This window comes from Vallitalea sediminicola, from assembly GCF_054408565.1.
Genome location: NZ_BTPT01000010.1, coordinates 73,994 through 86,998, shown reverse-complemented (window position 1 = coordinate 86,998; position 13,005 = coordinate 73,994). Strand labels below are relative to the sequence as shown.

At 26.6% G+C, this 13,005-nt stretch carries 11 protein-coding genes; 9 read left to right on the top strand and 2 right to left on the bottom strand.

Features of this window, described 5'->3' with window-relative positions; all coding sequences use genetic code 11:
- Positions 1–376: 376 nt before the first annotated feature.
- Positions 377–943 (top strand): hypothetical protein, encoded by a 567-nt coding sequence (locus tag ACX6CF_RS04795; protein ID WP_458784163.1) that lies wholly within the window; start codon positions 377–379, stop codon positions 941–943.
- Between the two features lie 174 nt (positions 944–1,117).
- Here the strand turns inward: ACX6CF_RS04795 and ACX6CF_RS04790 are convergent, their stop codons facing one another.
- Positions 1,118–1,741 carry a hypothetical protein gene (locus ACX6CF_RS04790; RefSeq protein ID WP_458784162.1) on the bottom strand — a complete coding sequence of 208 codons (624 nt, stop codon included), beginning with the start codon at positions 1,739–1,741 and terminating at the stop codon, positions 1,118–1,120.
- Positions 1,742–2,141: 400 nt separating this feature from the next.
- Between ACX6CF_RS04790 and ACX6CF_RS04785 the strand changes: the two genes are divergently transcribed.
- From ACX6CF_RS04785 to ACX6CF_RS04750, 8 genes are all read left to right on the top strand, one after another.
- Entirely contained in the window at positions 2,142–2,939 is a 798-nt protein-coding gene (locus ACX6CF_RS04785) for a MerR family transcriptional regulator (RefSeq protein WP_458784161.1), read from the top strand.
- 116 nt (positions 2,940–3,055) lie between these two features.
- Positions 3,056–5,053 (top strand): oxidoreductase, encoded by a 1,998-nt coding sequence (locus tag ACX6CF_RS04780; RefSeq protein WP_458784160.1) that lies wholly within the window; start codon positions 3,056–3,058, stop codon positions 5,051–5,053.
- A 284-nt stretch (positions 5,054–5,337) separates the two neighbouring features.
- Positions 5,338–5,817, top strand: a complete 480-nt coding sequence (locus tag ACX6CF_RS04775) for a helix-turn-helix domain-containing protein (RefSeq protein ID WP_458784159.1) — start codon at positions 5,338–5,340, stop codon at positions 5,815–5,817.
- A 16-nt stretch (positions 5,818–5,833) separates the two neighbouring features.
- Positions 5,834–6,676 (top strand): alpha/beta fold hydrolase, encoded by an 843-nt coding sequence (locus tag ACX6CF_RS04770; RefSeq protein ID WP_458784158.1) that lies wholly within the window; start codon positions 5,834–5,836, stop codon positions 6,674–6,676.
- Between the two features lie 515 nt (positions 6,677–7,191).
- A complete protein-coding gene (locus tag ACX6CF_RS04765) occupies positions 7,192–8,232 on the top strand; it encodes a S8 family serine peptidase (RefSeq protein ID WP_458784207.1) in 1,041 nt (346 codons plus the stop codon).
- A complete protein-coding gene (locus ACX6CF_RS04760; protein WP_458784157.1) occupies positions 8,156–9,952 on the top strand; it encodes a prenyltransferase/squalene oxidase repeat-containing protein in 1,797 nt (598 codons plus the stop codon). Before ACX6CF_RS04765 ends, ACX6CF_RS04760 begins: the two co-directional genes overlap by 77 nt.
- A 33-nt stretch (positions 9,953–9,985) precedes the next feature.
- Positions 9,986–10,714: a hypothetical protein gene (locus ACX6CF_RS04755; RefSeq protein ID WP_458784156.1), complete on the top strand. Its 729-nt coding sequence runs from the start codon at positions 9,986–9,988 to the stop codon at positions 10,712–10,714.
- Positions 10,715–10,835: 121 nt separating this feature from the next.
- Positions 10,836–11,360, top strand: a complete 525-nt coding sequence (locus tag ACX6CF_RS04750) for a hypothetical protein (protein WP_458784155.1) — start codon at positions 10,836–10,838, stop codon at positions 11,358–11,360.
- Positions 11,361–12,334: 974 nt separating this feature from the next.
- On the opposite strand, the gene ACX6CF_RS04745 is transcribed toward ACX6CF_RS04750, so the two are convergent.
- Positions 12,335–12,505, bottom strand: coding sequence for a transposase (locus ACX6CF_RS04745; protein ID WP_458784154.1), 171 nt, complete (start codon positions 12,503–12,505; stop codon positions 12,335–12,337).
- Positions 12,506–13,005 lie beyond the last annotated feature (500 nt).

Here is a 13,005-nt window from a genome sequence, read left to right as displayed (position 1 = left end):
TTTAGCTAAATCTTGATAACTTTCCTGATCCCGTAATATCCAAGACATCATCTTGTGGTTTGGAAAACTCTAAAGGGAAAATCCCAATCAGATGAACTAGCCAATACAGGAATAGACACATTCCTCATATTTATTAAATATTATTCTTTAAATAATTATAATGTAGTAACATTTTACTAATTTTAAGAAATAGTATTTTATTTTTTATATTATTACATTATAATTAGAATTATTAATATTTAATTATTTACATAATTAATATAATGATATATAATTAATTAGAGTACTCTAAACAATTTAATATTAATTTCTAGATGAAATAGAGATGTTTAATTATTTGCTATTGAACTAGATACGTTAAAAAAGGTGGATTTTAATGAAAAAGAATTTATCAATATTATTAGGCATTTTATTGATTATATCAATTTCGATAAATACATATTATTTTTTGAAAAGTAATACTACAGTATCCGAACAGAACCAAAAGTATTTTGATAAATACAAAGATAGTATTATTTATGATTTCCAATATAATGACTATAAAGAAGTGACAAAAAGTTATAGCCACTTACTTTCTCTTCCAGTAAACAAACCAGATGAATATTTTATAAATAGACAAAAATTATTTATATATAATGATGATACTTCTAATATAATTATTACTGTAAGTTTAACTGTAAGTGAATGTAATAAAGTTAATAACAATGAATGGGTTCATAGTTATAATATATCACCAAAAATAGTTAATAAATTCTCAAAGCAAAACGATATTTTAATTTCTCAAGTAGCTAATGTTGCCGTAGCAAGTCAATCATTCAATTTAAATGGATGTAATGTAACGGTTATGGCAATATCTGATAGTTCAGGAGTCGAAAATAAAGTAGCACAAGAGTTAATAAATTTTAACAATAACTTGATATCATTTTTAAACCAATTAAAGTAAGAAGATGTTTATTTGAAAAAATTATTTGCACTCAGTTTAATTTGTGTGCAAAAATATTAATCTAATAAGAAAGAGCAACTGAAAGTGTTATTAGTTTCAGTCGCTCTAATTCTTTTTCATTATCAATGCCTTAACTTAATGACATTGGCTGAAAAGCTCTTTTTGTTATCTATTTTATAACGATTTCATATAACATTCTTCACCCTCTAAGGAATCTAATTCAAATCCCATCTTCAATAGATATTTGATATGCTGCTCATTTGAAGAAAAACTTACAAATTTGTAGTAGCCTTTATCAGTAAAATATTCTTTATTCTTGTCAAAAACATATTTTGCTATCTTAAAATCCCTGTATTCAGGAACCACAAAATCTAGGTTTATTTTAAGTGTATCATCATTGAGTTTTGTTGACATAAATATACCTGCTGGAACCATGTTTCTTAGAATGTAGAATGCTACATCTGAATCTTCGATACTGAATTCGGATTCTGAGAATTTATCAATTTCATCTTTATAAAAATCAAGGAAATAGTCATAATAAAGTGAACGTTTTTTTATAGGTAGTATTTTAAAATATTCCTTATAATTATATATCTTGAATAGGAAATAAATATTAATGATGCAAATACCCAGATTCATTAATCCTACAGGTAAAGCACCTATTAAAAAACCATATAATGAAAATAAAATAGAACCTAATAGACTTATCCATCTCAATTTTATTATGGAACTCATAAGTAAAGATATTAATACAATAAGTGAAGCTAAATAACCTAGCCATTCAAGCCAATTTTCCATGATGTGACTCCTCTCTAGTATAAGTGTTGTGATGTTAGGTTATTTCGTTTTCTTCTTGAATTATTATTGCCATTTTCATAAAATATTATTTTTGTGAGTAATTCATATACAAAGACTGTTGAAAAAATTTATATGACACAGAGTAAAGTGTTTGATGATTTGTTTTATTATAACAGATGAACCAAATTAATAAAAAGGACATTTTGGGTTGTTTTAATAAAAAAATATCGGTAGGAGTTCTCATTGATAGATAAATATTTAACAATCTTATGAATGCGTTGTTAAATACCTTTTTTATTTTACTAATACAAGTTATAATATTTTATAAAGGAAAATTACAATCCTAATACTAATATATATGTAAATACCTAAAGTTACTTTAGGTAGGAAGGGGCAGATTATGAGGTATAGTATCACAGATTTAGCAGAAATTCTTGGATGTACCACTAGCGCCATCCATTATTATGAAAAGGAAAACCTGATAAAGGTAGAAAAAGAAAAAAATGGTCATCGTTATTATAATGTAGTAGATGTATTCAGAATGCTGTCTTATGCCAAGTATCGTTCTATGGAAATCCCTATGAAAACTATTATTACACAGTTTGGTGGAGATGAAAATAATTATAAAATAATAGAAGAAAGAGAAACAAGATATCAATTGGAAGCAATTAAAAAGGCTAAGTATTATATGAATCTAGCAGATGCCATCGAAGATCATCTTGTCAGTATAAGAAGAATTGAACAACTCTTGAATAAATATGAGTTCGCTCAATCGCCAGAAGTTACTGTTATGTGTGATGATGAGTGTGGGTGGTTGTCGAAGAAACGTAGCTCACAGAAAATAATCCATGAATGGGTAAAAGCCATGCCAGTGGTTCAGTTAGGCGTAATTGATGAAAGAATGGGTATGAGCAATTTTGGATATTTGGTAAGGACTAAGAAACTAGAAGAATTAGAATTACCAAAGGGATTATATACAAAACAATTAAAAGGCACATCTTGTCTACATACAATAGTAGTAGCTGATGAAGATTTTACTATAAAACCTCAAAAAGTATTTGAAAAGGCATTTGATTATGCAAAGAGCAAAGGTCTTGAAATCGGAGAAACAGCTTGGGGTAAGATACTATTAGTAGAAGTGGAAAAGGAAGCAAAACTCCATCCATATATAGAATTATGGATTTCGATAAAAATATAACAATATCCTCTTGCAAGTAAAGTTCCTTTATGTTCTATACTGAAATTAACATCAAAATTAGATGTAAATAATTGATAGAAAAATACATTTAATGTAATTTCAGGAGGGTGAAAGATATGAAGGAAAAGTATAAGGTGCTTTATGACCCAATTAAAATTGGAGAATTGGAAATTAAGAACAGATATGTCCTTGCTCCAATGGGACCAGGTGGAATGTGTAACGCAGATGGTAGTTTTAATGAAAGAGGAATAGAGTTCTATGTGGAACGTGCAAAAGGTGGAACTGGATTAATTATGACCGGTGTAACAATGGTAGAAAATAACATTGAGAAATGTGCATTACCATCTATGCCATGTCCTACAATCAATCCACTGAATTTTATTACAACAGGTAATGAAATGACAGAAAGAGTTCATGCTTATGGTTCAAAAATCTTTTTACAATTATCAGCAGGATTTGGACGAGTTAGTATTCCGTCTATAGTAGGAAAAGTAGCCGTAGCTCCATCGCCAATACCACATAGATTTTTACCAGGAGTTACTTGCCGTGAATTGACTAACCAGGAAGTGAAAGATTATGTCAAGGCATTTGGTGAATCAGCAGCTATTGCAAAAAAAGCTGGATTTGATGGTGTTGAAATACACGCAGTACATGAAGGATATCTATTAGACCAATTTGCCATATCTTTCTTCAACCATCGTACAGATGAATACGGTGGATCATTGGAAAATCGTTTAAGATTTGCTTGTGAAGTAGTACAAGAAATCAAGAAACGTTGTGGAGAAGATTTTCCAGTATCTCTTAGATACAGTATAAAGAGCTTCATCAAGGATTGGTGCAAAGGCGGATTACCAGAGGAAGAATTCGAGGAAAAAGGAAGAGATATTGAAGAAGGAATGGAAGCGGCGAAATTACTTGTTGCAGCAGGATATGATGCATTAAACGGAGATGTAGGATCTTATGATTCATGGTATTGGAGTCACCCACCAATGTATCAAAAGAAAGGATTATACCTTCCATATAATGAGATACTTAAAAATGCTGTAGATGTACCTATTATAACAGCAGGTAGAATGGATGACCCTGAATTAGCTAGCGAAGCCATAATATCAGGACAAACAGATATGATTGCGTTAGCAAGACCACTTCTTGCAGATGCTGATATACCTAATAAGATATTTGAAGATAAATGTGAAACCATCAGACCATGTTTATCTTGTCAAGAAGGATGTATGGGAAGATTACAGACCTTTGCAACAGTTTCTTGCGCAGTAAATCCTGCATGTGGACGTGAAAAGGATTATGGGTTAGAAAAAGCAGAAAACATCAAAAAAGTTCTTATCGTAGGTGGTGGTGTTGCAGGAATGGAAGCTGCAAGAGTAGCGGCTATTAGAGGACACAAGGTGACATTGCTTGAGAAAAACGGTTATCTTGGTGGAAACATAGTTCCAGGAGGAGTTCCAGATTTTAAAGAAGACGATCATGCACTTATTAAGTGGTATGAAGTTGCCCTAAAAGATTTGGGAGTAGATATTAGATTTAATGTAAATGCTTCAAAAGAGACTATAAAAGATTTTTCCGCTGATGAAGTACTAATAGCAACAGGTTCTAACCCAAGAGAATTAGCTATCAAAGGTGCTGACAATGTTTACGTTGCTGAAGACGTGCTAATGGGAAAAGAAGCTGTTGGAGAAAAAGTTGCAGTTATTGGTGGAGGTCTTGTTGGTTGTGAAACAGCCCTTTGGTTAAAACAACAAAACAAAGAAGTCACTATCATAGAAATGCAAGATGATATTCTTAAGATAGGTGGACCTCTATGCCATGCTAATCACGATATGCTTCATGAGCTAATCAAATACAATAAGATTGATGTTAAGACAAATACTTATATAAGCGAAAAATCAGAACAAGGTTTTGTGCTAAATGCAGATGGACAAAAATCAATTATTGATGTTGATAGTATCATTGTTGCTATTGGATATTCTTCACAAAAAGATTTATTCAATGATATTAGATTTGATATTCCTAATGTAAGATTAATTGGAGATGCTAACAAAGTACAAAATATTATGTATGCTATTTGGAATGCATATGAAGTAGCTAAGAATATCTAAAATGTTTTATGTAGAGAGTGTGTAGAAGATTAATTATTAATATAGTACACATATATGAAGTGAGATAAAAAAAGATAAGCCTCCATTGTGATATATTTCAATGTATATCATACTGGAGGTTTATTGTATATCAGGACTATTTGATTATAAGCTATTAGTTTTTATTTATGAATTTGATGTTCAGAAAGGTATATATAATTACATAAAGGGATATAAAGTTCTGAAAAGGGTTGAAAAAACATTTCGAGTATGATATCATAAAGAAAAAGAAAGGCGATGATACAATGGAAAATAAGTTTTACACAGTAGATCAGGTTGCTGATATGTTGAAGATTCACCCTAAAACAGTCCGAAAGTATGTAAGAGAGGGGAAATTAAGAGGTACAAAGGTTGGAAAGCAATGGAGGGTTACAGGACATGATTTGAGTCTGTTTATGGAAGGTGAAGAGAATATTGTTCCTGAAAACTTCCATGAAGTAACACATGATTACTCTGTTTCAAGTGATAAATCAAGTAATGGTAATGACAAGATTTCTGTTTCTACAGTAATTGATATTGTAGTTAAGAATAAAGATGAAGTAGATAGAATTTCAAATACTCTAGTAGCGGTTATGAATTCAAAAGACCCTGAGTATGGAAACTCAACAATCAATATTCAATATATTGAAAAATCCCATAAATTGAGAGTTATGTTATGGGGAACAATCTATTTTACTGAAACGTTACTAAGCTGTGTATCTGTACTAATAGAGAATAATGATTAAGAGAGAGGGAGATGAAATGAAAACTAAATCAATTTTTAAATCTGATAAAGGAAAAGCTTTGATAATTGATCATTATGATAATCTAATAAAAAAATGGCCAGTGGACAAAGAAATCATTAATGTGAATACAAGCTATGGTAATACATTTATTATTGCAAGTGGAGATATAGCAAGTAAGCCTGTTATTTTACTTCATGGTTCTTCAACTAATTCTGTCATGTGGATGGGAGATGTTGAAAAACTTAGTGAAACCTACAGAGTGTATGCGATAGATATAATTGGAGAATCTGGAAAAAGCGATGAGAATAGACCAGATATGAATGGTGACCATTATGGAAAGTGGTTAGATGAGGTCATAGATGATTTAAATATTGAGAAAGCAATAATTATTGGAAATTCACTTGGAGGCTGGATGGCATTAAAATATGCTACTTATAAGCCTGAAAAAGTTGAAAAGCTTGTTTTGTTAGCTACATCAGGTATCACTAACGCTAAGATATCTTTTATGTTCAAGGTTATGCCATTAATGCTTTTAGGTGAAAAAGGAATCGATAGAATAAATCAAATTGTGTATGGTAATGAAGTCATACCTGAAGAAGCTTTAGAGTTTGGTAAGCTAATAATGAAGTATTATAGACCACGTATGGGATCTTTGCCAGTATTTACAGATCAAGAATTAAGTAAATTAACAATGCCTACGCTATATATGGGAGGAGAAAATGATGCATTATTGCCTACTAAGAAAATAGCAGATAGAATTAGTAAACTTATTCCAAAAGGTAAGATTAAGGTTTTAAAGAATACGGGACATGTGTTGATTAATGTGGTTGAGGAGGTAGTAATTTTTTTGAATGGATAGTTATTGAAGAAGATATTGATGAGATTTTACAAGAGAGCGAAATAGGGAAAAAATCTTTATAACACTAGTATTTATGATTGAGTGTTAATAAAGATTTTTTTGTAGATAATACTAGGTAACTCATATATATTAAGATCACACATTAACTCATAGTTAAAATGTTAATATAATTATGTAATATTTTTATGTTTTTTTATTTTATTACTAGACATAATTGATAATTTTGAAAATACTTAGTTTTTCAGTCTGATTTTACATTCTTTATAAAATTTACTTTGAATATTTTTAAATATCGATATACAATTTTATATAGTAACAAAGATATTTGTTCGATTTTATTATTATTAGTAATACGTTATATTGATAACAAGTATTTTGATGTATATTAAAATAGTCTTATATTATTTAATGATTTATTATAAAAACACAAAAATATTAAATATAAGTTAATTATTGACAAAATATTTAGTTTGGTATATTATGTTAATGATTTTAAAATAAATTAAAAGGATGAGATTATTATATTTTTTAAAAGATTTATATTTGTTATAAAATTATTTTTAATATTTATTGCAATAATCATTTTAACAAATAGATATACAATTAATAATTGCATTAATTTACCGATTAAAGGGTTTTCTTTAGAAGAATATCTTGAAAATTTTGGATTAAAAGATATTAGGGATAGAGGATATCTTGGTGAAGATGTAACTATAGCAGTAATTGATACTGGAATATATGTACATAGTGATTTGAAATATAATATTAAATATTTTGTAGATTTTGTAAATGGAAGAAAAAAACCATATGATGATAATGGACATGGTACTAAAGTTTGTGGAATAATTGCAGGAACGGGATATCAGAACAATGGAAAATTTAAAGGCATTGCTCCAAAATCAAATTTAGTAGTTTTAAAAGCTTTAGATGAAGATGGTTTAGCTAACATAATTGATATACAAAATAGTATAAGATGGATTATTGATAATAAAAAAAAATATGATATTAAAATAATATGTTTATCATTGGGATTTGAAGATTTTAATGAACATTATTCAGTCAATCCTTTATATGATATTATTGTAGAAGCGAAACAAAACGGACTATTAATTGTGACGTCTGCAGGAAATAATAATGATATTATGTATCCTGGTATAATACCTGATGTTCTAACAGTTGGTAGTATTGATTACAATAAAAGATTAGATACTTATAAAATAGCTACATTTTCAAGTCCATTGGTAGATTTTGATGAATATAGTAAGCCTGATATATATACTTTAGGAACAAATTTAATAACAACAAATTATAATAATAATTATTCAACTGTTTCCGGAACTTCATTTTCAGCTGCAATAGTTGCAGGACAAGCTGCTTTATTTTTTAATAAATATAATGAATTAAATAATGAAGAAATCAAGAATAAAATTATTGAATTATCAAAAGAAAAAATTTTATATTTTTCAAAGGAGAAAAGAAATGACAGTGAAAATTGGATGTTGCATAAATCTAAAAATCATATCTATTATTTTAATAATCAGTATAATTTTAATTAATTATATTGATTTATCAACAAAAGAAGAACAATTTATTTCTAATCTTAAATTAGAAGATGGAGATTTGTATAATTTACAAAATATTATTAATAAAACCCGTAATGAAGATGAAGGATATGGTTTTCTAATAGAAGAATTAAGTATGTCGAATAATTATTATACAACTTATTTTGTAAGTGAAACAATAAAAATATTAAATGAGCATAAATATATAAATAACTACATTAATGAATTACCATTATTTAACTCAAATATGGAATTAGATAATTTACCTAATATTTATTATTGTGTTAATGTTAATTATAATAATATTAGTAACAATAAAACTGTAGTTAAAAATATTAGTAAATATATACTATCTTTACAAACTAAAGTTGGAACTTTTGCTTTTGAAGAAATTGAGAAAAAAAGCAATGAAATATGTGAATTATATTTATCAACTTATATGGCAACATCCATAATTTGTCGATTAGAGTTACAGTATAAATTTGATACAACACAAAAATGGTTAAATGATCAATTTGAATTATTAATAGAAAAAAATACCTGTAGTGAAGCTGATATAGGTAATATATTATTATTGATAAAAATTAGTAAGCTTATAGATTATGATTATTATAATTATATTAACAAAATATATAATTTGTTTTGTATATTTGAAAATAATATTATTAATAAACTAGAAAAAACAAATGATATACCATTATATATTATAGATATATATATTGACTTGAAAGGTATTTTATTTGAAAATAATTTAAATACTAAATTAAATAACGATATTATATTACAGTATATACTTTCTACACAAAATTCAAATGGTGGTTTTGGAATGATTCCTAATACAGATACACATATATTACCAACATTTTTAGCAATAAAAGCTTTATCATATTATGATTATAAAATTCCAAATTTAGATAAATTACTAAATTTGTTTAATAGGTTCAAACTGCAGAACAATTTTTACTTACCAATCTCAAAAATAGATAGTGATATAGTTAATACATATTATGCAAATGAAATATGTAAAATGTTAGATTTTAAGCAAAATGATATTAATAACTATTTAATTAATTATAAACAAACATTTTTATCATTAGAACTAAATGAAAAATTTTATTATTATAAGTTAGTTCTTGAATATAAAATATATGATTCTATTGATAATGTAAACTTAAAAAAAGATATTAAAAAAATAGTTGATAATTTATCTGATAATAATATAATGTTATTATATAATTATTTAAAATTATTGAAACAATATAATTTGAATAATACAATATTAGATGAAATTCAAACAAAACAAATTATAGACTATATTTTAGAAAAAGAATGTAAAAAAGAAAAGAATACAGAATTGTGTATATTTTTGAATTGCATACATACATCAATTATGTCATTTGTTGAATATACTGATACTAACTATTATAAAGAAAGAATGAATCTTCTAATAAATTCAACTGAATCAATAATTAATAATGATAATACAAAAAATTTATTTTATTTATATATTATTATTTCTACTTATGATGAATTTGAACTAATAATAGATAAAGAATTATTAGATTATATTAATATACAACTACATAATTGCTATAGAGGTAATGGTTTATTTAATAATTGTGATACTGAACAAACATCTTTTGTTAGTACATATCATGCAATATGGATAGTTAAAAATATCTCTAAATTAACTTTAAGTTCACTAAATAATTAATATATAGTTAAAAAAAATAGGAGGAAATAAAAAATGAAAAAGATTATAGTTTTAATGATGTGTGGAGTACTATTTTTATCATCAACTGTGTGTTATGCAAAAGAAAGTGATGTATCTAAAGTAAAATCTATAAAAAATATAAGACTAGATCAAAAAACTAGAAAAACATCTAAATTAGTAACTATTGATAGTAATGGAAAAGAGGTATATGGATTTAAAGATATTAATAAAAAAGACATAAAGATAGCTCATAATTATATTATTAATTTAACTAAGAAAGCAAAAGCTCAGGATACTAGTGTTCATGCCCCTGATTTAAATGTAGAGTATTATGGAAATGATACTGGATATGATTTAAATAGTAATGATGCTATGGCTTATACTTGGGGAAAGATACTAGTAACAACTTCTGGAATGACTTGTAATTATAAAACATGGGGAGGTACAAGTGGATATTGGACTAGTGACGATTTCCAAAAAATGAAACTACATCAAAAAGTTACGGTTAATAAATTTGGTTTTGGAGTTACAATTAGTTGGCCACCTTCTTTAAAGATAGACCATTCTTCTACGTCAAAAGGTTGGACTTCTGAGCTAATGACAATTAATCCAGCAGCTACTTCTCATGAAGAATTTAATATAACTTCAACTTTAGGAGTTAGTGGAGTTACTAGTGTAATTTATCAAGATAGTGCAGACATTTATTTGAATGGTTCAGGATATATCTATACTCCTGATACATATCTTAAATTTCATTCATAAATGTTATAATAAAAATACTAGACATTATATTATTTAGTGAAAATTCAACAGAATTAAAAAAATATTAATTCTGTTGAAGTCTATTTATCATTATAAAAAAAATTAAAGAGGAGATAGATTAATGAGCAAAAAAGTAAAAATTGTATTATTTTTTGTTGCAATAATAATAATATTTTATTATTATAACTCAAATAAAAATAGAGTAATATATTATGCACCAAATAGTGATCAAGTTAAGCAATTTATTGAAAGAAAAAAAATTTTACCTTTGGATATAGAAAACACAAAGGAATATTCGATAATATTGTTTGAAAATAATAGTTTACAAGGATATTATTTATTGTATACTGATTTAAATGATAGGCTATATGAAAAATACGTAAGTGGTATATATAATGATACCAATAAAAATAAAATATCTATTAGCGGTATGGAATCAGGGTATGCGTTTATTACAATCATTATAACTGATGAAAAGATATATAATAAAGCATCTAAAGTTGTAGTTCAATTAAATAATCAAAAAAATATTGAAGAAAAAATTGAGTCAAAAGGGATAATAATTATGATGGGTGAAGATAACCAGTGGAATGTTATCAATATATATGACCAAGATGGCAACTTATTATATACTCAAAAACGTTAATTTAGTATTGGTTATATTATATAAAAAAATCCGAATAATTGTAAACTAAGTTTAATATATTAGTAATACAGTTTGTTTATTGTTTGCCAATACCACACTTTAAATCACCTATAACAAATATAGTAATAGTTAAGAAATTATTCTAATAATATTATACTTTGGCTTATTTCTATAATACTATTATTGTTACATAATTAACAATTATGTTAGAACCATTAATTCGTATTCTAAACATTATAACTATCGGATACTATAGGTGATATGAAATTTTTATCATATTTTAATAATTCCCACAATCTTATTATCTAACTCAAAGCTCTAGTTTTCTTGTATATTTTCACTAATCACTAGTATAAAATGAAAGGTATTAATAAGCTTACCATTTAAGCTAGCAACAATAGAACGATAATATAAGTCAATAATTGAACAAATGTAACGTTTGCGTCCATCAGCTAGAAATATATATGTAAAATCTGTACACCATTTTTCATTTGGTTTTGTTGCAGTAAAATTTTGTTTTAATATATTAGTATATAGTTTATGTTTTTTACCATGAATATAACTAGGTAGCTTTTTTCTTTCGATAGAATAAAAGCAAGATCTTGATTCATATATTTATGTACCGTTGGATAACTAAGAATAATCTATTCTTTCACCAGCATTCTCTTTATCTGACGATATCCGAAAATATCATTATTGTCTTTGTAAATCAGCTTAATTTTATCATAAACTGCTGATTTTTTTGCATTATAATTTTCTTTGCGTTTTTTCAAAAAGTCATAATAAGTATTAGGATAAATATTAATCTTTTTTAATAACCACCTAACACCGGATTAAAGATTATTTTCTTGAATGAATAGATACTCCTCTAATCTATTTTCTTAGCAAAGAATGTCGCTACTTTTTTTAAGAATTTATTTTCCTTTTCAAGTTCCTCCAATTGTTTGAGTAATTTCTTGTTTACCAGCATATAATCATATACCTTCGGGAGTTGATTGGCATTCTTCACTATATGCTTTACACCAAGTTTTAATAGCTGTTTTTGATATACCGTATTCTTCAGAAATACTTTTTACGGTACGACCATCTTCTAACCGTAATCTCACTATATGTTTTTTTAATCCTTCATAATATTTTTTACACATATTTATGCCCCATTTCTTATAATTAATGTTATATCAAAAAACCATTCATGTTACAATTATATTTTATTACATCAAAGGTATAACCTCTGTAATGATATGAAAATGCCAAATAGATTATATACCAGTCAGTGGCGTGTTGTTTTTCAATGGTTTTATCCCAATTAGATACTACTACTAATACAGTAACATCTGTTATACTAGATTCAATTAAATTACCACAGAAACAACATTAATATATGCTTTTTTCATTTGTATTATCTCCATCCATAATTTTTTGCAAGTCTTTCAAATGTTTTTTGGCTTATATTTTTAATGCTGTTAATACAACGTTTTCGCTCTCAATTATTACATTAAATTTACTATTCCCACTACTCTTTATAAATACACCTGCTCCATCCCCTTGATTCATTATTTTATCTAGAGTTAACTTTAATACTTTACTAATAAAATTATTTGATGCATTATAAACTGTACTGTATTAACATTGTAATTTTTATACT

What these genes read in the sequence shown, in the direction of transcription:
- ACX6CF_RS04795 (WP_458784163.1), top strand. Translation starts at nt 377, where the DNA reads ATGAAAAAGAATTTATCAATATTATTAGGCATTTTATTGATTATATCA.
- ACX6CF_RS04790 (WP_458784162.1), bottom strand. Translation starts at nt 1,741, where the DNA reads ATGGAAAATTGGCTTGAATGGCTAGGTTATTTAGCTTCACTTATTGTA.
- ACX6CF_RS04785 (WP_458784161.1), top strand. Translation starts at nt 2,142, where the DNA reads ATGAGGTATAGTATCACAGATTTAGCAGAAATTCTTGGATGTACCACT.
- ACX6CF_RS04780 (WP_458784160.1), top strand. Translation starts at nt 3,056, where the DNA reads ATGAAGGAAAAGTATAAGGTGCTTTATGACCCAATTAAAATTGGAGAA.
- ACX6CF_RS04775 (WP_458784159.1), top strand. Translation starts at nt 5,338, where the DNA reads ATGGAAAATAAGTTTTACACAGTAGATCAGGTTGCTGATATGTTGAAG.
- ACX6CF_RS04770 (WP_458784158.1), top strand. Translation starts at nt 5,834, where the DNA reads ATGAAAACTAAATCAATTTTTAAATCTGATAAAGGAAAAGCTTTGATA.
- ACX6CF_RS04760 (WP_458784157.1), top strand. Translation starts at nt 8,156, where the DNA reads ATGACAGTGAAAATTGGATGTTGCATAAATCTAAAAATCATATCTATT.
- ACX6CF_RS04755 (WP_458784156.1), top strand. Translation starts at nt 9,986, where the DNA reads ATGAAAAAGATTATAGTTTTAATGATGTGTGGAGTACTATTTTTATCA.
- ACX6CF_RS04750 (WP_458784155.1), top strand. Translation starts at nt 10,836, where the DNA reads ATGAGCAAAAAAGTAAAAATTGTATTATTTTTTGTTGCAATAATAATA.
- ACX6CF_RS04745 (WP_458784154.1), bottom strand. Translation starts at nt 12,505, where the DNA reads ATGTGTAAAAAATATTATGAAGGATTAAAAAAACATATAGTGAGATTA.